The following is a 22,462-nucleotide window of genomic DNA, read 5'->3' as shown; positions in this document are numbered from 1 at the left end:
GGGCGGCCGGAGCCGACGGAAAAGACGACAAGAAGGGGGCGCGGGCCATATCGGCCCGCGCCCCCGTTCCGTGCCGCACCTCAGTCGGTCGGCACCCCGGCCGGTCAGCTGCTCGGTCGGTCAGTCGCTCAGCTGCGCGGTCGGTCAGCCGGTCAGCCGGCGTGCCCGGGCCACCAGGTCGCGCACCGAGTGGTCGGTGAGCTCCGGCAGCCGGTCGTAGTCGAACCAGCGCAGGTCCAGCGACTCCTCGCTGATCAGCGCCTGCGCGCCGGCCGGGGCCAGCGCGATGTACTGGACGTCGAGGTGGGTGTTCTCCGGCCGGTCCTTGCCGGTGCAGCGGACCTGGTGGCGGTCCAGCTTCGCCGGGACGGGGGCGCCGTCCGCCGTCAGCAGGACCAGGTCGGGGATGCCGGACTCCTCGACGGCCTCGCGCAGCGCCGCCGCGGCGAGGTCGCGGTCGTCCGGCTCGCAGTGCCCGCCCATCTGCAGCCACATGCCCACCTTGGGGTGCAGCGTCAGCAGCACCCGCCCGGCCGCCGGGTCGACGACCGCCGCGCTCGCGGTGATGTGCGCGGGCAGGCAGGAGCGGAACAGGCCGTCGGGCTGCGCGGCCAGGTGCTCCAGGTAGTCGAGCCGCAGCTGCTCCTGGTCCTCCTCGGCGGGCCGCCACGCGGTCAGCGTCCGGACGGCGTCCGCGTGCAGCGTGGACGCGGACGTGTCGGTGTCCGTCATGCGGTGGGCTCGCCCTTTCCGTCGGTGCCGGTGCCGTCGGTCTTCGGCTGTTCGTCGGCCTCGGTGGAGTCGCCCTTGGCGGGGCCTGCGGCGTCGCCGCCCTTGGTGAGGTCCGGCTTGCCGGCCGCGGCCTCGCCGAGCAGCTTGTCGATCGCGTCGAAGTCGATGCCGCCCTCCAGGCCGTCGCCGGCGTCCCGGTGCACGAAGGCGTCCGGGTCGTCCAGGTCGGCGGCGGTGGGCAGCATGTCCGGGTGCTGCCAGAGCGCGTCGCGGCCCTCGATGCCGCGGGCGTCGGCGAGCAGCGCCCACAGCCGGGAGGCGTCGCGCAGGCGGCGCGGGCGCAGTTCCAGGCCGACCAGGGTGGCGAAGGTCTGCTCGGCGGGCCCGCCGGCCGCGCGACGGCGGCGGACGGTCTCGCGCAGCGCCCCGGCCTGCGGCAGGTGCGGTTCGGCGGCGGCGTGCACGACGGCGTCGACCCAGCCCTCGACCAGCGCGAGCGCGGTCTCCAGGCGGGCGAGCGCGGCCTTCTGCTCGGGGGTGTCCTCGGGCTGGAGCAGGCCGCCGGCCAGGGCGTCCTGGAGCGCCTCGGGGTTGCTCGGGTCGAGCTGGCCGACCAGTTCCTCCATCCGGGAGGTGTCGACCTTGATGCCGCGCGCGTAGGCCTCGACGGCGCCCAGCAGGTGGGCGCGCAGCCACGGCACGTGGGCGAAGAGCCGCTGGTGGGCGGCCTCGCGCAGGGCCAGGTAGAGGCGGACCTCGTCGGCGGGCACGCTCAGGCCCTCGCCGAACTCGGCGACGTTCTGCGGCAGCAGCGCGGCCTTGCCGGCCGGGGCGAGCGGCAGGCCGATGTCGGCGGAGCCGACGACCTCGCCGGCGAGCGCGCCGAGGGCCTGGCCGATCTGGGTGCCGAACATGGCGCCGCCCATGGAGCGCATCATGCCCATCAGCGGGCCGGCCATGGCCTGCATCTCCTCGGGCAGGACGCCGCCCATGGCGTTGCCGACCCGCTCGGCGACCGGGTCGACGAGGTCCTTCCAGACCGGAAGCGTGGCTTCGATCCACTCGGCGCGGCTCCAGGCGACGGCGGTGCCCGCGCCGGAGGGGAACTCGGTGGAGCCGTCGAGCCAGAGGTCGGCCAGGCGGACGGCCTCGGCGACGGCGGAGCGCTCGGCGGCGCTGACCGAACGGTCCTTGCTCTTGCCTTCGGCGGGCTCGGCGACGACGCTCTGGCGGGCGATGTTCGTGGCGAGTTCCCAGTTCACCGGGCCGCCCTCGAAGGAGAGCATCTGGCCGAGCTGCTGGAACGCGGCGCCGAGGTCGCCGGGGTTCATGCCGCCGAACATCGCGGCGAAGGGGTTGTCGGCACCGGCGCCGCCGGGGCCGCCCGGGGCGCCGGGCAGGCCGCCGAAGAGCGCGCCGAAGGGGTTGCCGCCCCCGAAGCCGAACGGCGACTGGCCGCCGGCGGCCGGGTCCTGGTCCTTCTTCCGGGCGTCGTCGGGCTTGGCCTTGCCGTCCTCGGGCTCCTCTGGCGGAACGCCGAATCCGAAGGGAAGGTCGCTCACGGGGTCCTCGATCCGGTCGGCCGTCATACGGGTGTGGCGGGGAAGTCTGCGCCCGGGGCGGTGGCGGAGTGGGGGACTCGGGGGCGGATCCCGCGCGGCAGGCCCGCGCCGGGTGCACCGCCGGGCCTTCGCCTCGGGCAGGATGGACGTACGTGACACACGTCCGTACGCACATAAGCTAACCGTGGAGGATGGCCGGTGAGTTCCCCGCCTTCGGACGTTCGCTCTGGGCTGACCGGAGGAGAGGACGCGTCGGACACCACGGCGTCGCCGCCTCCAGCCTACGGCGGACGGCCGCTGACCGTTGCGGTCACGGGTGCCGCAGGGGTGCTGGGCGAGCGGGTCGCCGCCCGGCTGGTGGCCTCCCCGCACGTACGGAAGGTCCTGGCGGTCGACGACCGCCGGGGCGAGGTCCCCGGCGTGCAGTGGCGGGTGCTGGACGTACGTGACCCGGCGGTGGCCGAGCGGCTGGCCGGGGTCGACGTCGTGGTGCACCTGGCGATGGACTTCGGCATGGAGTCCGACCCGCGGGCCCGCAGCGCCTACAACGTGCGCGGTGCCCAGACGGTGCTGACGGCGGCCGCGGCCGCCGGGGTGCCCCGGGTGGTGCTCTGCACGTCGGCGATGGTCTACGGCGCGCTGGCCGACAACGAGGTGCCGCTGGCCGAGGACTCCGAGCTGCGGGCGACCGAGGAGGCCTCGCTGGTCGGGGACCTGCTGGAGATCGAGCGGCTGGCCCGCCGGGCGCCGCGCGCCCACCCCGGCCTCCAGGTGACGGTGCTGCGCCCGGCCGTGGTGGTGGGCCCCGGCGTGGACACCGTGCTGACCCGGCACTTCGAGGCGCCCAGGCTGCTGGTGGTGGCCGGTTCCCGTCCGTGCTGGCAGTTCTGCCACGTGGACGACCTGGCGGCGGCGCTGGAGTACGCGGCGCTGGGCCTGGTCGAGGGCGAGGTGACGGTCGGCTGCGACGGCTGGCTGGAGCAGGAGGACGTCGAGCGGCTGTCGGGGATCCGGCGGATGGAGCTGCCGGCCGCGCTGGCGCTCGGGACGGCGGCGCGGCTGCACCGGCTGGGCCTGACCCCGGCGCCGGCCGGGGACCTGGCGTACACGATGTACCCGTGGGTGGTCTCCGGCAGCCGGCTGCACGAGGCGGGCTGGCGGCCGCGGCACACCAACGAGCAGGTGCTGTCCGAGCTGCTGGCGCAGGTGTCCGGCAAGCACGCGGTGGCCGGGCGCCGGCTGGGCGGGAAGGAGGCCGCGACCAGCCTGGGGGCGGCCGGGGCGACGGTGGCGCTGGTCGGTACGGCGGCGCTGGTGCGCCGGGCCCGCAAGCGGCGGCGGTTCTGACCGGCCCGGGCGGCCCGCCTCCCTCGCACCCCGCCAAGCTTTCTCACGATGCGAAATTTCCACATCGTGATGCGGAAGGCACTTGCCCCGGACCGTCCAGGATGGGCAATCATGGGGGCATGTCCGAGAACCACGACCCCATCCGCCTGCTCGCCGTCCGCGACACCCCGCTCTCGCTGGACGAGGTGTACGAGGCGGTCGGCGACGACGCGGCCGGCGGCACCACCGTCTTCGTCGGGACGGTCCGTGACCACGACGGCGGCAAGTCGGTGACCGCGCTGGAGTACAGCTGCCACCCGACCGCCGAGGAGGAGATGCGGCGGATCGCCGAGAAGGTCGTCGCCGACTTCCCGGTCCGGGCGCTGGCCGCGGTCCACCGCGTCGGCCGGCTGGAGATCACCGACAAGGCCGTGATCGTCGCCGTCTCCTGCGCCCACCGCGGCGAGGCCTTCGCGGCCGCCCGCCGGCTGATCGACGACCTCAAGCACGAGGTGCCGATCTGGAAGCACCAGGTCTTCGCCGACGGCGAGGAGGAGTGGGTCGGGGCCGGCGGCTGCTGACCCCCCCCGCCGGAACCGTCCGCACATTCCGGGCGTCTGTCGGGTCAGGCGCGCCGGGGCCTCACTCCAACGGGTCCGGAGCAGCGCCTCGAATACTCCCTGGAAGTGAGCCGATCGGCCGTCCCGTAACCCGGATGGCGCCGGCCGCGTTGTCCGCCGGAGTGGTTAATCTGCTCATAGACACGACGAGCTGGGAGTACTGACATGGGTGCGCTCGCCTGGCTGATCATTCCGGTCCTCGCGGTCCTGGTCGCGGCCCTCTGGGCGGGCTGGGCCCAGCGGGCTCCGCGGGCGACGGGGGATCCGGCCTCGCTCGCCGAGCACCGGCGCTTCATGGCCGCGATGGAACGCACCACCGCGGGTGCCGCCGCCCCCGGCGAGGGCTCCGGCCGGTAGCCCGGCGGGCGCCGCTTCACCCGCGTCCCGTACTGTCGTGGCATGCCACGCCGCTCCGCGACGATGCTCGCTGCCACCCTGCTGCTCATAGCGCTGCTCTGCGTCTCGGTGCTGATGAAGGTGCCGTACACGGAGATGAGCCCGGGGCCGACGTACAACACGCTCGGCAACCAGGGCGGCAAGCCGGTGATCAGCATCTCGGGGCACGACTCGTACCCGACCAGCGGGCACCTCAACATGACCACCGTCCAGGTCACCGGGGCCAAGTACGAGCCCAGCCTGGTCAACGCGGTGGTGGGCTGGCTGCGCGACGACGTGCTGGTGGTGCCGCACGACAACGTGTACCCGAAGGGGCAGTCGGACGCCGACGCCAAGAAGCAGAACGCCGAGGAGTTCGCCTCCTCCGAGGACAGCGCCCGCACCGCGGCGCTCAAGCAGCTGGGCGTCCCGGTCGGCAGCGAGCTGATCGTCAAGTCGGTCACCGCCGGTGCCCCGGCCGAGGGCCGGCTGCACGCGGGCGACCAGATCGTCGCCGTCGACGGCACGCCCGTCGTCTCGGTCGACCAGGTGGTCGCCGCGGTCACCAAGCACAAGCCGGGCGAGTCGGCGGTCTTCACCGTCGTGCCGCGGGTCAAGGACGCCGCCGGCAACGGCACCGCCGCCCCCGGGAGCAGCACCGACGTCACCGTCCCGACCGTGCGGGCCGCGGACCTCGACCCGAAGGCCCCCGCCGAGCGGGCCGGCCTCGCCGTGGTCGGCATCGGCACCGGGATCCGGCACACCTACCCGTTCCAGATCGACATCGGGCTGCAGGACGTCGGCGGCCCGAGCGCGGGCCTGATGTTCTCGCTCGGCATCATCGACAAGCTGACCCCGGGCGGCGACCTCACCGGCGGCCGGTTCGTCGCCGGCACCGGCACCATCGACGACGACGGCAAGGTCGGCCCGATCGGCGGGATATCGATGAAGCTGATCGCCGCCCGTGACGCCGGGGCCGACTTCTTCTTCACCCCGTCCTCGAACTGCGCCGAGGCCACCAAGAACATCCCGTCGGGGCTGACCCTGGTCAAGACGGACACGCTGGACGGCGCGCTGAAGTCGCTGGAGCAGATCCGCTCCGGGCAGACCTCCGCGCTGCCGTCCTGCGCCAAGTAGGCCCCGGCGGCACGTCCGGGGAAGCCGGGCCCGGCCGTCGCCGGGCCGGCCTCAGGAGAAGGTCGCGAGCAGCGCGTCGGTCAGGCCGGGCACCAGGTCCGGGCCGGTCAGCACCTCGCGGGCGACGTCCTTGGACCGCAGCCGCAGGGCGATCTCCTTCTTGCCGTCGCGCAGCACGGCGGCGGTGATCCGCACCTCCTCGCGCTTGGGGTGGTTGGCCACCCACTCGGCGAGCTGGGCGTCGCTGGCACCCCGCGGGCGGGTCTGCTCGGAGCCCGGCGGCAGCATCAGGCGCTCGACGACCAGGGCGCAGCCGGCCACGGCGGCGGGCCAGGCGATGGTGCCGAGGAACTTGTCGAGCTCCATGCCGGCCGGCAGCTCGTCCTGCTCGACCGGGGTGAGGCCGGGCTCGTCGGTGTCGGCGAGGCCGAGCTGCTTGGCGACCCGGGGGTCGGCCTTGCGCAGTGCGGCGCTGTCCACCAGGGCGAACAGGCGGGCCGGGAGGTCCCAGCCGAGGGTGGCGGCGTACTCGTCGATCTCCAGGGCGGCCCGGGTGAGCGGGGTGGCGGCCGGGAGCTTGGAGACGTCGTCGGGGGAGTTGTTCAGATCAGGCGCGTCGGACATGCCTCAATCCTCACACGCCGGGCGGGGCGCGTCCGCCGGACGGTCCGGCGGCGGGGCCGCGCGGACCGCCCGGGGCACGGCCCGGGGCGGTCGTTCGTCGTAACCGTCTGCTAACGGTGGGAACTCGGCCAAAGCCTGGTTAAGTTGCTCTGACGACCGATATCCAGACGACACAGCTGAGGTGCCACCGTGGTATTCCAGATGCCGGAACGCTCAGGGCCGGGTTTCCGGCGGAGGGTAGGCCCGCCCTCCCGGCGGGCGCGGGTGGCCCTGCTGACCCTGGGCGTGCTCGCGGTGCTGTTCCTGCTGTTCGTCATGTTCGCGGGCTTCTGGACGGACTGGCTGTGGTTCAGGTCCGTCCACTACTCCTCGGTGTTCACCACCCAGTTGTGGACGAAGGTCGGGCTGTTCGCGGTCTTCGGCCTGCTGATGGCGGTGATCGTCGGCTTCAACATCTGGCTGGCGCACCGGCTGCGGCCGCCGCTGTCGGCGATGTCGGTGGAGCAGCAGAGCCTGGACCGGTACCGGTCGGGCCTCGCGCCGTTCAAGCGCTGGGCGCTGATCGGCATCTCGCTGGTGATCGGCCTGGTGGCGGGCGCCGCGGCGTCCGGCCAGTGGCGGACCTGGCTGATGTGGACCAACTCGACGTCCTTCGGGGAGAAGGACGCCCAGTTCGGCATGGACGTCTCGTTCTACGCGTTCGACCTGCCGTTCTACGAGTTCGTGCTGGGCTTCGCGTTCAGCGCGGTCATCGTCTCGCTGCTGACCTCGGCGCTGGTGCACTACCTGTACGGCGGGCTGCGGCTGCAGGGCCCGGGCCGGCGGGCGAGCGTCGGTGCGCAGGGCCACCTGGCGGTGCTGCTGGGGGTGTTCGTGCTGCTGAAGGCCGTCGCCTACTGGCTGGACCGGTACGCGCTGGCGGTCAAGACCGGTTCGTACAAGGGCGTCTCGGGCTGGACGGGCCTGCGCTACGTGGACGCCAACGCGTTCCTGCCGGCGAAGACCATCCTGTTCTTCGTCGCGATCATCTGCGCGGTGCTGTTCTTCCTGACCCCGATCCGCCGCACCTGGGCGCCGGCCCTGATCGGGCTGGGGCTGATGGTGCTGTCGGCGGTGCTGATCGGCGGCCTGTACCCGGCGATCGTGCAGCAGTTCCAGGTCAAGCCGAACGAGCAGGCCAAGGAGACGCCGTACATCCAGAAGAACATCGACGCGACGCGGCAGGCGTACGGGATCGCGGACTCGCAGACCACGCCGTACAGCCCGCAGGGCTCGACCAACGCCGACGCGCTCAAGCCGGACGCGCAGACCATCGCCGACGTGCGGCTGCTGGACCCGAACATCGTCTCGCAGACGTTCCAGTCGCTGGAGCAGCAGCGCAACTACTACGCCTTCCCGAGCACGCTGGACGTGGACCGCTACGGCAGCGGCGCGAACAAGCAGGACACCGTGATCGGCCTGCGTGAGCTCGACCTCAACGGCGTGCAGCGCAACTGGATCAACGACCACTTCAAGTACACCCACGGCTACGGCGCGGCCGTCGCCAAGGGGAACCAGGTCGACGACAAGGGCGGCCCGGTGTTCACCGAGTCCGGCCTGCCGGCCACCGGCGCGCTGGGCGACTACCAGCAGCGGATCTACTACGGCGAGAAGACGACGACGTACTCGATCGTCGGCGGCGCCAACAAGGAGATCGACTACACCGACACCAAGACCGGCCAGAACGTGGAGTACACGTACACCGGTTCCGGCGGTGTCTCGCTGGACAACCCGCTGACCCGGGCCGCGTACGCGGTGCGCTTCGCCGAGCCGCAGATCCTCTACGCGGGGGCGATCACGGACGGCGCCAAGGTGATCTACAACCGGACGCCGAAGGAGCGGGTGGAGAAGGTCGCGCCGTGGCTGTCGATCGACGCCGACCCGTACCCGGTGGTGCAGGACGGCCGCGTGGTCTGGGTGGTGGACGGCTACACCACCTCGGACGGCTTCCCGTTCTCGTCGAAGACGACGCTGGGCACCGCGACCAAGGACTCGCTGACCAACCAGCGCGGTGAGCTGCTGACCGTCGCCAACCAGGTCAACTACATCCGCAACTCGGTCAAGGCCACGGTGGACGCCTACACCGGCGAGGTGAAGCTCTACCAGTGGGACGAGAAGGACCCGGTGCTGAAGACCTGGATGAAGGCCTTCCCGGGCACCGTGGAGCCGAAGGCGGACATCCCGCAGTCGCTGCTGCCGCACCTGCGTTACCCGCAGGACATGTTCAAGGTGCAGCGCGACCTGCTCGGCCAGTACCACGTGACCGACTCCAACTCGTTCTTCAACGGCAGTGACATCTGGCAGGTCCCGGTGGACCCGACCAGTGACACCAAGCAGGTCCAGCCGCCGTACTACGTGACGGTGCGGATGCCGGACGCCGCCAACGCGAGCTTCTCGCTGACCAGCAGCTTCGTACCCAATGGGCGCCCGAACCTGGCGGCGTTCATGGCCGTCAACGCGGACCCGGGGGACGACTACGGGAAGATCCGCGTCCTGAAGATGACGGGCGAGTCCGGTGCCCCCGGCCCCGGCCTGGTGCAGTCGAAGTTCAACTCCCGCCAGGAGGTGGCCAACCAGATCTTCGCGCTGAAGAGCGGCGGTGACACCGAGCTGGAGTACGGCAACCTGCTGACCCTGCCGGTCGGCGGCGGACTGCTCAACGTCGAGCCGGTGTACGTGCGCGGACGCGGCGCCAAGTACCCGACGCTGCAGAAGGTCCTGGCGGTGTACGGGGACGACAACGTGGCGTTCGAGGACACCCTGGAGGCCGCGCTGAAGAAGCTGTTCGCCGGGCAGGCGCCGCCGGCCACGCCGGTCGCGCCGTCCTCGCCGGGCAGCGGGACGGCCCCGACGTCGCCGACCTCGCCGACCTCGCCGACCTCGCCGACCTCCCCGGTGACGCCCGCTCCCACCGCCCCGGCCACGCCGGCGCCGGGCGGGACGATCTCGCCGGAGCTGCAGAAGGCGCTGTCGGACGCGGCGAAGGCGTACGCCGACGGCCAGACCGCGTTCAAGAACGGCGACTGGGTGGCCTACGGCAACGCCCAGAAGGCGCTCGGCGACGCGCTGAAGGCGGCCGACGCCGCCCGCGGCGGCAGCCCGGCGCCGGCCCCGACCGGTACCCCCGCTCCGGGGGCCACGGGGGCCGGGGCGCCGAGCCCCCAGCCGTAGTCCGCGGCCGGGGCCGGGGCAGTCGCCCGGCCCCGGCCCGCTGAGCTGCGGCAACCGTTTTCCGTTCCGCCCCGCGACCGTGCTATGGTTCATTTACCGACGCGGGGTGGAGCAGCTCGGTAGCTCGCTGGGCTCATAACCCAGAGGTCGCAGGTTCAAATCCTGTCCCCGCTACAAAGGCCAGAGGCCCGGAGGATCCTTCCTCCGGGCCTCTGGTGTTTCCGCTGCCGCTTTCGCACCGAAGCGGTGGGAACCGCTCCGGTAGTATCGACCGTCGCCAACGACGACGGCAGCGGGGTTTGTGGGGTCGGACTGTCGGGAAATCGACAAAGCGCCGAAGCAATTTCGTCGGCTTCGGGTCGGCCCCGCCGGAATTCGGCCGGGGCAGGTGTATGCGGGTAGCGGGTGATGCGACGATGGGACACATGGGGGACGGTGCGCGGCTGCTGACCGGCCGTCGGGTCCGGCACCCCTCCTGGGAGTCCCCCCGGCCGCACGCCGGGGCACGATGCCGCGACACTCTGGGGGAGCGGGAGTCGGCATGAGGCTGATCGGCAAGTCAGGCGCCAGGCCCGCGGCGGCCGTCGAGGCGGACACCGACGCCTGGGCGGAGAGCCCCGAGAGCCGCCCCGGAGCCCTGCCGGCCCAGCGCACCAGCGGACTGTCCGAACGCCCCGCCCCGGGCTACGGCCCCGACAGCCTGGTCCACGTGTCCACCCGTCAGTTCGCCGCAGCCGTCGGCGCGTACGGGGACCGCCCCGGCGAGGAGCCGGCCCCCGGCACTGCGGCCGACCCGGCGGGCCCCGACCCGACCAGCTTCGAGACCGCGCTCGCCGCCCGCGAGTCCGCCGCCCTGGAAGCCCGCCACCGGCAGGCCGCCGACGGCGGGGACCCGGACGCGGCCGGCCGGCTCGGCACCCTGCTGATGCGCCGCGGCGACCTGGAGGACGCCGAGCCGTACCTGCGCGCCGCCGCCGCGGCCGGGATCCGCGCCGCCGCCAACAACCTCGGCGTGCTGCTGCACCAGCAGGGCCACCGGGCCGAGGCCGGCCAGTGGTGGCGCCAGGCCGCCGTCGCGGGCAGCGCGCCGGCCGCGCACGCGCTCGGGCTGCAACTGCGCGACCAGGGCGAGGAGGAGGCCGCCGAGTACTGGCTGCACTTCGCCGCCGACCACGGGCACCCGCTCGGCGCCTACGCGCTGGGCGACCTGATGGAGCACCGCCGGGACGTCCGGGCCGAGCGCTGGTTCAAGGTGTCCGCCGACGCCGGGCACCGCGAGGCCGCCTACCGGCTGGCCCGGATGCGCGAGGCCGCCGGGGACAAGGACACCGCCGAGGCCTGGTACCGCACCGCCGCCGCCCGCAGCCACGCCCGCGCCGCACTGCGCCTGGGCGTGCTGCTGGAGGAGCGCGCCCGCACCGACCGCCCGCTGCTGGAGGAGGCCGCCCGCTGGTACCGGCAGGCCGCGCAGAACGGCGAACCGCGCGCCGCCTGCGCGCTGGGCTTCCTGCTGCGCGACTCCGGCGACATCGCGGCCGCCGCCGAGTGGTGGCAGGAGGCCGCCGAGGCCGGGGACGGCAACGCCGCCAACGCGCTGGGCGCCCTGCACGCCGGCCGGGGCGAGGCCAGGGCGGCCGAGCGCTGGTACCGCGCCGCGCTCGACGCCGGCGACCAGAACGGCGCCTTCAACCTCGGCCTGCTCTGCGCCGGCACCGGCCGCGACCAGCAGGCCGAGCAGTGGTACCGCCGGGCCGCGTACGCCGGGCACCGGGAGGCGTGCAACGCGCTGGCCGTGGTGCTGTTGCAGCGCGGCGACGAGTCCGGCGCGGTGCCGTGGTTCTCCAAGGCCGCCGAGGCCGGCAGCGTGGACGGGGCCTTCAACCTCGGCGTGCTGCACGCCGGGCGCGGCGAGCAGCGGCAGGCCCAGGAGTGGTACGCGCGGGCCGCCGCCGAGGGGCACGGCGAGGCCGCGCTTCAGCTCGCGGTCGCCCAGGAGCAGCGCGGCAACCTGTCCGGGGCGCTGGAGCGCTACCGGCAGTCGGCGGCGGGCGGATCGGCGGAGGGAGCGTTCCGGCTGGCCTCGCTGCTGGACCGGCGGGGCGACGCGGACGCCGAGGCCGAGCACTGGTACGCGCTGGCGGCCGACGCCGGGCACCGGCGGGCGCAGGTGCGGATGGGCGTGCGGGCGGCCGAGCGCGGGGCGCTGGAGATCGCCGAGAGCTGGTACCGGCGGGCCGCCGAGGCGGGCAGCCGCAGCGCCGCGTTCAACCTGGGGCTGCTGCTGGCCCGCCAGGACAGCGAGGCCGAGGCGATGCTCTGGTACACCCGGGCCGCCGACGCCGGGCACGGGCGGGCGGCGCTGCGCCTCGCGCTGCTGGCGCTGCGCCGGGGCGAGCCGGTGCAGGCGGAGAACTGGTGCCGGCGGGCGATCGACTACGGGCCGGCCGAGGTGGCGGAGCGGGCCGGGCGCCTGCTGGGCGCGCTGCACGCCGAACTGAGCGCGTAGCGGCGCCCGGCCTGCCCGGGCCGGGCGACCCGCCCGGGCCGGCCGGGCAGGTCAGGGGGCGGGGGCGGGCTCAGCGGCGGCAGTCGGGGCACAGGCCGCGGTAGGTGACCTCGGCCGTGCTGACGGTGAAGCCGAAGCGCTCGGCGGGGGGCAGGGCGGCGAGCGGGTCGCCGTGCGGGTGGACGTCGCGGATCGCGCCGCAGCCGGAGCAGACCAGGTGCTGGTGGGCGCGGTGCGCGTTGGGGTCGTAGCGCCGGGCACGGCCGTCGGTGGCGACCTCCAGGACCTCGCCGAGGGCGACCAGTTCGCCGAGCGTGTTGTAGACGGTGGCGCGGCTGATCTCGGGCAGTCGGGCCGCGGCGCGGGCGTGCACCTCGTCGGCGGTGAGGTGGACGTGGTCGCCGTCGAGGACCTCGGCCACGACCCGGCGCTGCGAGGTCAGCCGCCAGCCGCGTTCGCGCAGTCTCTCCAGCAGGTCGTTCATGTCCACCAGGTTAAGTCAGAGTCCGGGATTGATTCCAGTATTGACTTGGACAAAGTCCAAGTTAGGATCGTGTCATCACGACCGGACCACCGTGGAGGCACCCGTTATGACCACCCAGGACGAGCTGCGCCCGACCCTCACCACGGAGGCGGGTGCCCCCGTCGCCGACAACCAGAACACCGAGACCGCGGGCGTCGGCGGCCCGGCCCTGATCCAGGACCAGCTGCTGTTCGAGAAGCTCGCGCACTTCAACCGCGAGCGGATCCCGGAGCGCGTGGTGCACGCCCGCGGCGCCGGGGCGTACGGCACCTTCACGGTGACCGCCGACGTGACGCCCTGGACCCGGGCCGGCTTCCTGTCCCGGATCGGCCAGGAGACCGAGGTCTTCCTGCGCTTCTCCACCGTGGCGGGCAACCTCGGCGCGGCCGACGCGGTGCGCGACCCGCGCGGCTTCGCGCTGAAGTTCTACACCGAGGAGGGCAACTACGACCTCGTCGGCAACAACACCCCGGTGTTCTTCATCAAGGACGCCATCAAGTTCCCCGACTTCATCCACACCCAGAAGCGCGACCCGTACACCGGCTCGCAGGAGGCCGACAACGTCTGGGACTTCTGGGGCCTGTCGCCCGAGGCGACCCACCAGGTCACCTGGCTGTTCGGCGACCGCGGCATCCCGGCGTCCTACCGGCACCTGAACGGCTACGGCTCGCACACCTTCCAGTGGCAGAACGAGGCCGGCGAGTACTTCTGGGTCAAGTACCACTTCAAGACCGACCAGGGCATCCGCAACCTCACCCAGGCCGAGGCCAACAAGCTCGCCGGCGAGGACCCGGACAGCCACCAGCGCGACCTGCGCGAGGCGATCGAGCGCGGCGAGTTCCCCAGCTGGACGGTGCAGGTCCAGATCATGCCGGCGGCCGATGCGGCGAACTACCGCTTCAACCCCTTCGACCTGACCAAGGTCTGGCCGCACGCCGACTACCCGCCGGTCGAGATCGGCCGGCTGGAGCTCAACCGCAACCCCGACAACGTCTTCGCCGAGGTCGAGCAGTCGGTCTTCTCCCCGTCGCACTTCGTGCCCGGCATCGGCCCCTCCCCGGACAAGATGCTCCAGGGCCGCCTGTTCGCGTACGCCGACGCCCACCGCTACCGGGTCGGCATCAACGCCGACCACCTGCCGGTGAACCGCCCGCACGCCACCGAGGCCCGTACCAACGGCCGCGACGGGCACCTGTACGACGGGCGCCACGGGCGGCAGAAGAACTACGAGCCGAACAGCTTCGGCGGCCCGGTGCAGACCGGCCGCCCGCTGTGGGCCGCCACCGCCGTCGACGGCGCCACCGGCACCCACGCGGCGCCCTCGCACGCCGAGGACGACGACTTCGTGCAGGCCGGCGACCTCTACCGGCTCTTCTCGGAGGACGAGAAGCAGCGGCTGATCGCCAACCTGGGCGGCTTCATCGCCAAGGTCTCGGCCGACCGCGAGGACATCGTGGAGCGGGCGATCGACAACTTCCGCAAGGCCGACGCCGACTTCGGGCAGCGGCTGGACGCGGCGGTCCGGGAACTGCGCAAGCAGTAGCACCGGCCGGGCCGGAAAGCGGCAGGCCCTGTGACCGGCTCCCACCGGTCACAGGGCCTGCGACCACGTCCGGACCCGTCCGGGTGCCCGGGCACGGGGCCGGACGGGGGCCCGGGGACGCTCAGACCGCGAGGCGGCGCAGCGTCTCCTCGTGCAGGATGCCGTTGGAGGCGACGGCGTCGGCGCCGCCGGGGCCGGGGACGCCGTCCAGGCCGGTGAACCGGCCGCCGGCCTCCTCGACGATGACGCAGTTGGCCGCCATGTCCCAGAGCGACAGCTCGGGCTCGGCGGCGATGTCGACGGCGCCCTCGGCGACCATCATGTAGGACCAGAAGTCGCCGTAGGCGCGGGTGCGCCAGCAGGCGCGGGTGAGGTCCAGGAACGGGTCGAGGCGGCCGCGCTCCTCCCAGCCGGTGAGGGAGGAGTAGGAGAAGGACGCGTCCTCCATCCGGGAGACGCCGGAGACGTGGATCCGGGAGGCCTTGGTCAGGCTGCGGCCGGCGAAGGCGCCGAGGTCCTTGGCCGCCCACCAGCGGCGCTGCAGGGCCGGGGCGGAGACGATGCCGACGACCGGGCGCTCGACGCCGTCCGGGCCGTCCTCCAGCAGGGCGATCAGGGTGGCCCAGACCGGGACGCCGCGGATGTAGTTCTTGGTGCCGTCGATCGGGTCGATCACCCAGCGGCGCGGGCCGGAGCCCTGGAGGCCGAACTCCTCGCCCAGGACCGCGTCGCGCGGACGGGCGCGCTGGAGCACGCCGCGTACGAGTTCCTCGGCGGCCTTGTCGGCGTCGCTGACCGGGGTGAGGTCGGGCTTGGTCTCGATCTTCAGGTCGAGCGCGCGGAAGCGCTCCAGGGTGACCGAGTCGGCCGAGTCGGCGAGGACGTGGGCGAGTCGGAGATCGTCGTGGTAGTCGGCCATGCCGGAAACCCTAGCGAGCCCGTCCCGATCGGCACAGCCGGGCTCGCGGAGCGGGACGGGGCCGGCGGGGTGCGACGGGGGCCGGGTGGGGTGCGACGGGGCGCGCCGGGGTGTGCGCGCCGGGGCGTGCCGGAACGGGAGCCGCCGGGCCGGCCCTCAGTGCGCCGTGCCGCTGAGCTGGAGGCCGATGACGCCCGCGATGACCAGCGAGATCGAGACGAGTTTGAGCACCGAGGTGGTCTCGTCCAGGAAGGCCATGCCGTAGATGGCCGTCCCGGCGGCGCCGATGCCCGTCCACACCGCGTAGGCGGGGCCGACCGGCAGGCTCTTCAGGGAGAGGGTGAGCAGGCCGAAGCTGCCGAGGGCGAACACGCAGAAGCTGACGGTGGGCCAGAGCTTGGTGAAGCCCTCGCTGAGCTTGAGGTTGATCGCGAAGCCGGTCTCCAGCAGGCCGGCCAGGACCACCAGGGCCCATGCCATCGCGTGCCCTCCCAGTCGATCGACGGTCGGACCGTACCCGGTCCGACCTTCCTATGATCGCCAGGAGGACGCGGTCCGACACCTCGAACGGCTCGCGAACCCCGCGCGAGGACCCGCCGCCGGGCCGCCGCCGCCCCGCGGCCGGGCCGGCTCAGTCGCCCTCGCGGGCCTCCTTGCTGGCCAGCAGGCGGCGCAGCGAGTAGAGCCGGGCGGCCTCGGCGTGGCCGTCGGCGACCCAGGCGTCCAGCGCGCAGTCCGGCTCGTCGTGGCTGCACGCGCGCGGGCAGTCGACGGTGCCGGGCTCCAGGTCGGGGAAGGCGAGGATGACCCGGGACGGGTCGATGTGCGAGAGGCCGAAGGAGCGGAAACCCGGGGTGTCGATCACCCAGCCGGGGTCCAGCGCCTTCTTGGAGCCCGGCTTGGCGCCGGGCGGCGGGGGCAGCCGCAGGGCCAGGGCCGAGACGGTGGTGTGCCGGCCCCGGCCGGTGACCGCGTTGACGTGGCCGGTCTGCCGGGTGCGGTCCGGGACGAGCGCGTTCACCAGGGTGGTCTTGCCGACGCCGGAGTGGCCGATGAACACCGTGGAGCGCCCGCGCAGGTGCTCGCGGACGGCCTCGGCGCCGGCCGTCTCCAGCTCGTCCCGGCGGGTGACCACGTACCGGATGCCGAGCGGCGCGTAGGAGTCCAGCAGCGTCGCCGCCGGGGCGAGGTCGGCCTTGGTGAGCACCAGCAGCGGCTCCATGCCCGCGTCGTACGCGGCCACCAGGCAGCGGTCGATCAGCCGGGGACGGGGCTCCGGATCGGCCAGGGCGGTGACGATCGCCAGCTGCTCGGCGTTGGCGACCACGATCCGCTCGTACGGGTCGTCGTCGTCCGCGGTGCGGCGCAGCACCGAGCTGCGCTCCTCGACCCGGACGATCCGGGCAAGGGTGTCGGCGTCCCCGGAGAGGTCGCCCACCAGGTTGACCACGTCGCCGACGACCACACCCTTGCGGCCCAGCTCGCGGGCCTTCATGGCCATGACCTGGCGCTCCTGCTTGGTACCGGGATCGACCAGGCAGGTCAGCCGGCCGCGGTCGACGGTCAGCACCATCGCCTCGGCGGCGTCGTCGTGCTTGGGTCGGATCCGGGTCCGCGGCCGGGACCCCCGGCGGGCCGGGCGGTTGCGGATGTCGTCCTCGTCGGCGTCCTTGCCGTAGCGGCGCATGTGCTCAGTCTCCGCTCAGGCGTCCGCCGCCGCTTCACCGAGCAGTTCGGCCCACATCCCGGGGAAGTCGGGCAGCGTCTTGGCGGTGGTCGCGACGTTCTCCACCCCGATCCCCGGCACGGCCAGGCCCAGCACCGCGGCGGCGGTGGCCAGGCGGTGGTCCTCGTAGGTGTGGAAGGTGCCGCCGTGCAGCGGACGCGGACGGATCCGCAGGCCGTCCTCGGTCTCGGTGACGTCGCCGCCGAGGTCGTTGATCTCCTTGGCGAGCGCGGCGAGCCGGTCGGTCTCGTGCAGGCGCAGGTGGGAGATGCCGTACAGGTGGGACTCCGAGTCGGCGAGCGCGGCGACGGCGGCGATCACCGGGGTGAGCTCGCCGACGTCGTGCAGGTCCGCCTCGATGCCGTGGATCCGGCCGGTGCCGGTGAACTGGAGGCCCTCGTCGGTGAACTCGCAGGCGCCGCCCATCCGGGTGTAGATCTCGCGCAGCTGGTCGCCGGGCTGGGTGGTGTGCTTCGGCCAGTCGCGCACGGTGACCCGGCCACCGGTGACCAGGGCGGCGGCGAAGAACGGCGCGGCGTTGGACAGGTCCGGCTCGACCACCAGGTCGCGGCCGATCAGGGCGCCGGGGGTGACCCGCCAGACGTCCTTCTCGCCGCCGTCCTCGGGGGCGTCGACCTGGGCCCCGGCCAGGCGCAGCATCTCGACGGTCATCCGGATGTGCGGCAGCGACGGCACCGGGCCGCCGATGTGCCGGACCTCGATGCCGTGGTTGTAACGGGCGCCCGAGAGCAGCAGGGCGGAGACGAACTGGGACGACGAGGAGGCGTCCAGCTCGACCGGGCCGCCGTCGAGGGAGCCGGTGCCGTGGACGGTGAGCGGGAAGGCGCCGCGGCCGCCGTCGTCGAGGCGGGCGCCGAGCGCGCGCAGGGCGTCGATGACGCCGTGCTGGGGGCGCTCGTAGCAGCGCGGGTCGCCGTCGAAGTGGACCGGGCCGTCGGCGAGGACCGCCAGCGGGGGCAGGAAGCGCATGACCGTGCCGGCGTTGCCCACGTCGACCGAGGCCGGGCCGCGCAGCGCGGGGGCCGGGATGACCCGCCAGGCCTCGCCGCCGCCGGTGCCGCCGGCGTCGTTGTTGACCGTCTCCTCGATGGTGACCCCGAGGGCGCGCAGGCCGTCGGCCATCAGCTGGGAGTCGCGGCTGCGCAGCGGGCGGCGCACCCAGCCCGGCCGCTCGGCGAGTGCCGCCAGCACCAGGGCCCGGTTGGTGACCGACTTGGAGCCGGGGATGGTGACGGTGGCGTCGACGGGGCTGGTGGCGACGGGGGCGGGCCACGGGGTCTCGGTCATGCGGCAAGTCTAGGGGCCGTACCGGAACGGGCTACTACTCGCCCGCTCGCCTCCGGGGCGCTTCTCGTCCGGTGCCGACGGTCGGCGCTCCCTCGCTCTCCCCCAGCCTTCGGCCGGGGGGACCCCCATCTCGCTCCCTCGCTTCTCCCTTTCGGCACCGGCGCGCCCCTTCGGCTCGGGGCAGGGGCTCGCGCCGCTCGGGGTCAGTGCAGCGGCTGGAGCAGCCAGCTCGCGCCGAGGGCGAGGCAGGCGAGGGCGGTGAGGAGGAAGGCGGTGACCCAGGCGAGGGCGGGCACGTGGGTGAGCCGGGCGAGCTGGTCGGCGTCGGAGTCGCGGGCCCAGCCGATGCGGCGCTGGTGCTGGAGCTCCAGGACGGGGCGGACGGCGCCGAAGAGCAGGAACCAGCAGCCGAGGTAGGCGAAGCCGGCCTGGACCTCGGCGCTGCCGAACCAGGAGACCAGGAAGAAGGCGCCGCCGGAGACCAGCACGGTGAAGAGGCCGAAGGCGTTGCGGATCCGCAGCAGCAGGGCGAGCAGCAGGACGATCGCCAGCCAGAGCAGCAGGGTGATCCGGTCGGCGGCGAGCAGGGCGGCGCAGCCGAGCCCGAGCAGGGCGGGGGCGGTGTAGCCGGCGGCGGCGGTCAGGACCATGCCGGGGCCGGTGGGGCGGCCGTAGGAGAGGGTGAGGCCGGAGGTGTCGGAGTGCAGCCGGATGCCGGCCAGCTTGCGGCCGGTGACGAGCGCGATCAGGCCGTGGCCGCCCTCGTGGGCGATGGTGACCGCGTTGCGGGCGACGTGCCAGAGCGGCCGGGCGAGGACGGCGAGCAGGGCGGCGGCGCCGGTGGCCAGGACCAGCCAGCCGGGCGGTGCCGACTGGGTGCCGGTGACCTGGTCCCACAGGGCGCTGAGGGTCTGGTCGTGGGTGCTCATCTGGTCTTCCCGCCTCCGTTCGCTGGGTTGGGCCGTTCGGGGCAGCCTCCCATGCGGGGACGGGCGGGCGGGAGCGGGCGGTTCTGGTCCGGGCGTGAACAAGTGATGAGGAAGGGCGGCATGGCAAGCTGGCCCGCATGTGCGGTCGGTTCGCAGCCAGCAGCAAGCCCGAGGACGTCGTCGACCTGTTCGGCGTCGAGCAGTGGGACCCGGAGGAGACCCTGGACCCGAGCTGGAACGTCGCGCCGACCCAGAGCGCCTTCGTGGTGCTGGAGCGGGCCGGCCGGGACCGGCCGCGGCCGGTGCGCCAGCTGCGGGTGCTGCGCTGGGGGCTGGTGCCGCAGTGGTCGAACTCCGCCGAGACGGCGGTGAAGATGATCAACGCCCGGTCGGACACGGTGCACGAGAAGCCCTCGTACCGGCAGGCCTTCGCCGCGCGCCGGTGCATCCTGCCGGTGGACGGCTACTACGAGTGGCAGACGGTGCCGGGCGAGCGCGGCAAGGCCCGCAAGAAGCCGTACTTCGTGTCCCGGGCGGACGGCTCCCCGCTGGCGCTGGCCGGGCTGTACGAGTTCTGGCGCAACCGGGCGGTGCCGCCGGGGCATCCGGAGGCGTGGCTGGTGACGTTCACGATCGTCACCACGGACGCCGAGGAGTCGCTGGCGCCGATCCACGAGCGGATGCCGCTGTTCCTCGACCCGGGGGCCTGGGACGAGTGGCTGGACCCGGGGCTGACCGACCCGGACGGGCTGCGCCCGCTGCTGGTGCCCCCGCCGCCCGGCGCGCTGCTGGCCACCCCGGTGTCGCCGGCGGTCGGCAGCGTCCGCAACAACGGCCCGGAGCTCAAGGAGCCGTGGGCCGAGGCCGAGTACGAGACCACCCTGTTCTGACCTGTTCTGACCTGTTCCGACGCGTTCCGGCCGGTTCCGGCCGGTTCCGAACGCCCCCGTCCTGGAGTCGCCGAGATGAGCACCACCGAACTCGTCCCCACCGAGGCCGGCGAGGCCCGGATCACCTACCACCGGGCGTCCGCGCCGAGGGCCGTCCTGGCGCTCGGCCACGGCGCGGGCGGCGGGATCGAGGCCCGGGACCTGGTGGCGCTGGCGGCGGCGCTGCCGGGGCACGGGATCACCGTCGCGCTGGTGGAGCAGCCCTGGCGGGTGGCGGGCCGGAAGCTGGGCCCGGCGCCGAAGGCCCTGGACACGGGCTGGCGGCCGGTCGCCGCGCACCTGGCCGGGCAGGGGCTGCCGCTGGTGGTCGGCGGGCGCAGCGCCGGGGCGCGGGTGGCCTGCCGGACGGGGGCGGCGAGCGGGGCGGTGGGGGTGGTGGCGCTGGCGTTCCCGCTGCACCCGCCGGGCAAGCCGGAGAAGAGCCGGGCGGAGGAGCTGCTGGAGTCGGGGCTGCCGACGCTGGTGGTGCAGAGCGTCCAGGACCCGTTCGGCGGGCCGGAGGAGTTCCCGGAGCTGCCGGCCGGGCACGAGCTGGTGGCGGTGCCGTACGGCAGCCACGGTTTCGCGGTGCCCAAGCGGGCGCCGATGGGGCAGGACGAGGTGTTGGACGCGCTCTGCGCGGCGGTGGGGGACTGGGTGCTGCGGCTGCTGTGAGGCGGCCGACGGAGGGTGGCGGGCGGCGGGTGCCGGGCGGGCGTCGCCGGGCGGGCGGTGCCGTGAGCAGGGCGTTTCCGTTCGCTCACTCGTGCGAGTGAATGCGCCGGGTGAGCGGGAATGCGGGCGGGGCCGGTGTGGTTGACATGCTCGTCAGCAGGAGTCACCGGTGAGAGGCAGGGCAGATGGGTTCGATCGCGTGCCCCGAACGGCCTGAGGAGCGCGAGGCCGCCGCGGCGTTCGTCCCCTCCTGGTCGGAGTGGATTGACGCGGGCGAGAAGCCCGTCAGCCCGATATCCTCCATTTCTGGGCGGCCCGCCGTGGGCCGTGCCCGTCATGCCGAGGAGGTGGGTCCGGTCGTCGGGACCGAGCACGAGGCCGATCCGGGCAGTGGCCCGGACGAGGTCCGGCCTGCGGGCGAGGCGCTCACCGGTGAGGAACTGGCCGAGGCGATCGGTGAGGACACCTACCGGGTGTCGGCGGAGGAGAGCGAGGAGACCAGGCGGGAGCGCTTCGAGCGCGACGCCCTGGGCTACCTGGATCCGATGTACTCGGCGGCGCTGCGCATGACGCGCAACCCCGCGGACGCGGAGGACCTGCTCCAGGAGGCGTTCGCCAAGGCGTACGCGTCCTTCCACCAGTTCCGTGAGGGCACGAACCTCAAGGCCTGGCTGTACCGCATCCTCACCAACACGTTCATCAACTCGTACCGCAAGAAGCAGCGGGAGCCCCAGCGCACCGCGGCGGAGGAGATCGAGGACTGGCAGCTGGCCAGGGCCGAGTCGCACATGTCGACGGGTCTGCGGTCGGCCGAGACCCAGGCGCTCGACCACCTCCCCGACAGTGATGTGAAGGACGCGCTCCAGGCCATCCCGGAGGAATTCCGGATCGCCGTCTATCTCGCGGACGTAGAAGGCTTTGCGTACAAGGAGATCGCGGACATCATGGGTACTCCCATCGGTACGGTGATGTCCCGGCTGCACCGCGGCCGTCGTCAGCTGCGCGGCATGCTGGAGGATTACGCCCGTGAGCGCGGGCTGGTCCCGGCCGGCAGCGGGGCAGGGCAGGAAGCGAAGGGCTCGGGCTCATGAGCTGCGGCGATCCGCACGACACCGAGTGTGGCGAGGTCCTCGACCACCTCTATGAATTCCTCGACAACGAGATGGCCGAGGGCGACTGCGCCAAGCTGCGCGTGCACTTCGAGGAGTGCTCGCCGTGCCTGAAGCAGTACGGGCTGGAGCAGGCGATCAAGGCGTTGATCAAGCGCTCCTGCGGGTGCGACGACACCCCGGCCGACCTCCGCAGCAAGGTGCTGGCCAGGATCGACTCGATCCGGGCCGGGCAGCGCTCCGGTGAGCCGGTGGTGGTCGCGGTGGAGACGACGGTCGAGCTGCACGTCGAGTCCGCCCGCCCGGCGCCGAGGCCGGTGGGCGGCGGGGCCGGCGAGGAGTCGGCCGCGCGCCCCGGCGCCCCGGTCGAGGCCGGCGCCCCGGCGGAGTGACCGGCCGGGCGCGGTAGCCCGCCGGTCGGCGGGCCCGTCGGCCCGTCAGGCGGCCCGCGCGGTCGGCAACAGGGAATCGGATGGCCCCGGGAGCGTGCGCTCCCGGGGCCGCTCCCGTTCTGCTCGTATGCGCCGTCACTCGATCGGGTGAGTTGGCGGTGCGCCAACTGCGCCATTGCGCCATCATGCGTCCCCACGCCCGGACGGCGGCCTATCCTCCTGACGGACGCTCACCGCCGGTTCGCCCGGCGCGCTGAGGCAACGCGGGCCCGGACGCGGGGAGGTCGAGATCGCTACCGACAGTGGAGGCGCGACCC

General features: G+C 73.6%; 20 protein-coding genes and 1 tRNA gene. 12 read left to right on the top strand and 9 right to left on the bottom strand.

Annotation, left to right across the window (positions count from 1 at the left end; translation table 11 throughout):
* Positions 1-144 precede the first annotated feature (144 nt).
* Both ACFQ6N_RS05065 and ACFQ6N_RS05060 read right to left on the bottom strand, forming a co-directional pair.
* A complete protein-coding gene (locus tag ACFQ6N_RS05065; protein ID WP_380646947.1) occupies positions 145-732 on the bottom strand; it encodes an NUDIX hydrolase in 588 nt (195 codons plus the stop codon).
* Entirely contained in the window at positions 729-2,294 is a 1,566-nt protein-coding gene (locus ACFQ6N_RS05060; protein WP_380646946.1) for a zinc-dependent metalloprotease, read from the bottom strand. Before ACFQ6N_RS05060 ends, ACFQ6N_RS05065 begins: the two co-directional genes overlap by 4 nt.
* 198 nt (positions 2,295-2,492) lie before the next feature.
* Here ACFQ6N_RS05060 and ACFQ6N_RS05055 point away from each other — a divergent pair, with 198 nt between their 5' ends.
* The 4 genes from ACFQ6N_RS05055 to ACFQ6N_RS05040 all read left to right on the top strand — a co-directional run bounded on the left by ACFQ6N_RS05055 (position 2,493) and on the right by ACFQ6N_RS05040 (position 5,752).
* Entirely contained in the window at positions 2,493-3,641 is a 1,149-nt protein-coding gene (locus tag ACFQ6N_RS05055) for an NAD-dependent epimerase/dehydratase family protein (RefSeq protein WP_380646945.1), read from the top strand.
* Between the two features lie 119 nt (positions 3,642-3,760).
* Positions 3,761-4,201, top strand: coding sequence for a molybdenum cofactor biosynthesis protein MoaE (locus tag ACFQ6N_RS05050; RefSeq protein ID WP_380646944.1), 441 nt, complete (start codon positions 3,761-3,763; stop codon positions 4,199-4,201).
* A gap of 204 nt (positions 4,202-4,405) precedes the next feature.
* Positions 4,406-4,597 (top strand): hypothetical protein, encoded by a 192-nt coding sequence (locus tag ACFQ6N_RS05045; protein WP_380646942.1) that lies wholly within the window; start codon positions 4,406-4,408, stop codon positions 4,595-4,597.
* A gap of 42 nt (positions 4,598-4,639) precedes the next feature.
* Positions 4,640-5,752: a PDZ domain-containing protein gene (locus ACFQ6N_RS05040; protein ID WP_380646941.1), complete on the top strand. Its 1,113-nt coding sequence runs from the start codon at positions 4,640-4,642 to the stop codon at positions 5,750-5,752.
* Positions 5,753-5,803: 51 nt separating this feature from the next.
* Here ACFQ6N_RS05040 and ACFQ6N_RS05035 read toward each other — a convergent pair whose 3' ends face one another.
* Positions 5,804-6,376 carry a PPA1309 family protein gene (locus tag ACFQ6N_RS05035; RefSeq protein ID WP_380646940.1) on the bottom strand — a complete coding sequence of 191 codons (573 nt, stop codon included), beginning with the start codon at positions 6,374-6,376 and terminating at the stop codon, positions 5,804-5,806.
* 201 nt (positions 6,377-6,577) lie between these two features.
* Here ACFQ6N_RS05035 and ACFQ6N_RS05030 point away from each other — a divergent pair, with 201 nt between their 5' ends.
* The 3 genes from ACFQ6N_RS05030 (at position 6,578) to ACFQ6N_RS05020 (ending at position 12,092) form a co-directional block, all read left to right on the top strand.
* Complete coding sequence (locus ACFQ6N_RS05030; protein WP_380646939.1) at positions 6,578-9,586, top strand: UPF0182 family protein; 3,009 nt, start codon at positions 6,578-6,580, stop codon at positions 9,584-9,586.
* 100 nt (positions 9,587-9,686) lie between these two features.
* A tRNA-Met gene (locus ACFQ6N_RS05025) sits at positions 9,687-9,760 on the top strand.
* A 367-nt stretch (positions 9,761-10,127) separates the two neighbouring features.
* The gene (locus tag ACFQ6N_RS05020; protein WP_380646938.1) at positions 10,128-12,092 is read left to right on the top strand and encodes a sel1 repeat family protein; all 1,965 of its coding nucleotides are present in this window, start codon (positions 10,128-10,130) and stop codon (positions 12,090-12,092) included.
* Between the two features lie 70 nt (positions 12,093-12,162).
* Here the strand turns inward: ACFQ6N_RS05020 and ACFQ6N_RS05015 are convergent, their stop codons facing one another.
* A complete protein-coding gene (locus ACFQ6N_RS05015; protein WP_380646937.1) occupies positions 12,163-12,576 on the bottom strand; it encodes a Fur family transcriptional regulator in 414 nt (137 codons plus the stop codon).
* A gap of 106 nt (positions 12,577-12,682) precedes the next feature.
* Between ACFQ6N_RS05015 and ACFQ6N_RS05010 the strand changes: the two genes are divergently transcribed.
* Positions 12,683-14,158 (top strand): catalase, encoded by a 1,476-nt coding sequence (locus ACFQ6N_RS05010; RefSeq protein ID WP_380646936.1) that lies wholly within the window; start codon positions 12,683-12,685, stop codon positions 14,156-14,158.
* A gap of 121 nt (positions 14,159-14,279) precedes the next feature.
* Here ACFQ6N_RS05010 and hisN read toward each other — a convergent pair whose 3' ends face one another.
* The 5 genes from hisN to ACFQ6N_RS04985 all read right to left on the bottom strand — a co-directional run bounded on the left by hisN (position 14,280) and on the right by ACFQ6N_RS04985 (position 19,040).
* Positions 14,280-15,077 (bottom strand): histidinol-phosphatase, encoded by a 798-nt coding sequence (hisN, locus tag ACFQ6N_RS05005; protein WP_380646935.1) that lies wholly within the window; start codon positions 15,075-15,077, stop codon positions 14,280-14,282.
* A 156-nt stretch (positions 15,078-15,233) separates the two neighbouring features.
* Positions 15,234-15,557: a multidrug efflux SMR transporter gene (locus ACFQ6N_RS05000; RefSeq protein WP_045703726.1), complete on the bottom strand. Its 324-nt coding sequence runs from the start codon at positions 15,555-15,557 to the stop codon at positions 15,234-15,236.
* 151 nt (positions 15,558-15,708) lie between these two features.
* Positions 15,709-16,764, bottom strand: a complete 1,056-nt coding sequence (gene rsgA / locus ACFQ6N_RS04995; protein ID WP_380646933.1) for a ribosome small subunit-dependent GTPase A — start codon at positions 16,762-16,764, stop codon at positions 15,709-15,711.
* A 15-nt stretch (positions 16,765-16,779) separates the two neighbouring features.
* Positions 16,780-18,111 (bottom strand): 3-phosphoshikimate 1-carboxyvinyltransferase, encoded by a 1,332-nt coding sequence (gene aroA / locus ACFQ6N_RS04990; RefSeq protein ID WP_380646932.1) that lies wholly within the window; start codon positions 18,109-18,111, stop codon positions 16,780-16,782.
* 203 nt (positions 18,112-18,314) lie between these two features.
* A complete protein-coding gene (locus tag ACFQ6N_RS04985; RefSeq protein WP_380646930.1) occupies positions 18,315-19,040 on the bottom strand; it encodes a M50 family metallopeptidase in 726 nt (241 codons plus the stop codon).
* A gap of 137 nt (positions 19,041-19,177) precedes the next feature.
* Here ACFQ6N_RS04985 and ACFQ6N_RS04980 point away from each other — a divergent pair, with 137 nt between their 5' ends.
* From ACFQ6N_RS04980 to rsrA, 4 genes are all read left to right on the top strand, one after another.
* Positions 19,178-19,930, top strand: coding sequence for an SOS response-associated peptidase (locus ACFQ6N_RS04980; RefSeq protein ID WP_380646929.1), 753 nt, complete (start codon positions 19,178-19,180; stop codon positions 19,928-19,930).
* 75 nt (positions 19,931-20,005) lie between these two features.
* A complete protein-coding gene (locus ACFQ6N_RS04975; RefSeq protein ID WP_380646928.1) occupies positions 20,006-20,644 on the top strand; it encodes an alpha/beta family hydrolase in 639 nt (212 codons plus the stop codon).
* Positions 20,645-20,991: 347 nt separating this feature from the next.
* Positions 20,992-21,735, top strand: coding sequence for a sigma-70 family RNA polymerase sigma factor (locus ACFQ6N_RS04970; protein WP_380646926.1), 744 nt, complete (start codon positions 20,992-20,994; stop codon positions 21,733-21,735).
* Positions 21,732-22,145 carry a mycothiol system anti-sigma-R factor gene (gene rsrA, locus ACFQ6N_RS04965; RefSeq protein ID WP_380646925.1) on the top strand — a complete coding sequence of 138 codons (414 nt, stop codon included), beginning with the start codon at positions 21,732-21,734 and terminating at the stop codon, positions 22,143-22,145. Before ACFQ6N_RS04970 ends, rsrA begins: the two co-directional genes overlap by 4 nt.
* Positions 22,146-22,462: the final 317 nt, after the last annotated feature.

It is taken from the genome of Kitasatospora sp. NPDC056446, assembly GCF_042796115.1.
Lineage (GTDB): Bacteria > Actinomycetota > Actinomycetes > Streptomycetales > Streptomycetaceae > Kitasatospora.
This window is presented reverse-complemented; position numbering and strand designations above follow the sequence as displayed.

Excerpts from the sequence above, each read along its gene's own strand:
- ACFQ6N_RS05050 (WP_380646944.1), top strand. The coding sequence starts at position 3,761 with ATGTCCGAGAACCACGACCCCATCCGCCTGCTCGCCGTCCGCGACACC.
- rsrA (WP_380646925.1), top strand. The coding sequence starts at position 21,732 with ATGAGCTGCGGCGATCCGCACGACACCGAGTGTGGCGAGGTCCTCGAC.
- ACFQ6N_RS05030 (WP_380646939.1), top strand. The coding sequence starts at position 6,578 with ATGCCGGAACGCTCAGGGCCGGGTTTCCGGCGGAGGGTAGGCCCGCCC.
- rsgA (WP_380646933.1), bottom strand. The coding sequence starts at position 16,764 with ATGCGCCGCTACGGCAAGGACGCCGACGAGGACGACATCCGCAACCGC.
- ACFQ6N_RS05045 (WP_380646942.1), top strand. The coding sequence starts at position 4,406 with ATGGGTGCGCTCGCCTGGCTGATCATTCCGGTCCTCGCGGTCCTGGTC.
- hisN (WP_380646935.1), bottom strand. The coding sequence starts at position 15,077 with ATGGCCGACTACCACGACGATCTCCGACTCGCCCACGTCCTCGCCGAC.
- ACFQ6N_RS05010 (WP_380646936.1), top strand. The coding sequence starts at position 12,683 with ATGACCACCCAGGACGAGCTGCGCCCGACCCTCACCACGGAGGCGGGT.
- ACFQ6N_RS05015 (WP_380646937.1), bottom strand. The coding sequence starts at position 12,576 with ATGAACGACCTGCTGGAGAGACTGCGCGAACGCGGCTGGCGGCTGACC.
- ACFQ6N_RS05020 (WP_380646938.1), top strand. The coding sequence starts at position 10,128 with ATGAGGCTGATCGGCAAGTCAGGCGCCAGGCCCGCGGCGGCCGTCGAG.
- ACFQ6N_RS04985 (WP_380646930.1), bottom strand. The coding sequence starts at position 19,040 with ATGAGCACCCACGACCAGACCCTCAGCGCCCTGTGGGACCAGGTCACC.
- ACFQ6N_RS04975 (WP_380646928.1), top strand. The coding sequence starts at position 20,006 with ATGAGCACCACCGAACTCGTCCCCACCGAGGCCGGCGAGGCCCGGATC.
- ACFQ6N_RS05035 (WP_380646940.1), bottom strand. The coding sequence starts at position 6,376 with ATGTCCGACGCGCCTGATCTGAACAACTCCCCCGACGACGTCTCCAAG.
- ACFQ6N_RS05000 (WP_045703726.1), bottom strand. The coding sequence starts at position 15,557 with ATGGCATGGGCCCTGGTGGTCCTGGCCGGCCTGCTGGAGACCGGCTTC.
- ACFQ6N_RS05065 (WP_380646947.1), bottom strand. The coding sequence starts at position 732 with ATGACGGACACCGACACGTCCGCGTCCACGCTGCACGCGGACGCCGTC.
- ACFQ6N_RS04980 (WP_380646929.1), top strand. The coding sequence starts at position 19,178 with ATGTGCGGTCGGTTCGCAGCCAGCAGCAAGCCCGAGGACGTCGTCGAC.
- ACFQ6N_RS05040 (WP_380646941.1), top strand. The coding sequence starts at position 4,640 with ATGCCACGCCGCTCCGCGACGATGCTCGCTGCCACCCTGCTGCTCATA.
- aroA (WP_380646932.1), bottom strand. The coding sequence starts at position 18,111 with ATGACCGAGACCCCGTGGCCCGCCCCCGTCGCCACCAGCCCCGTCGAC.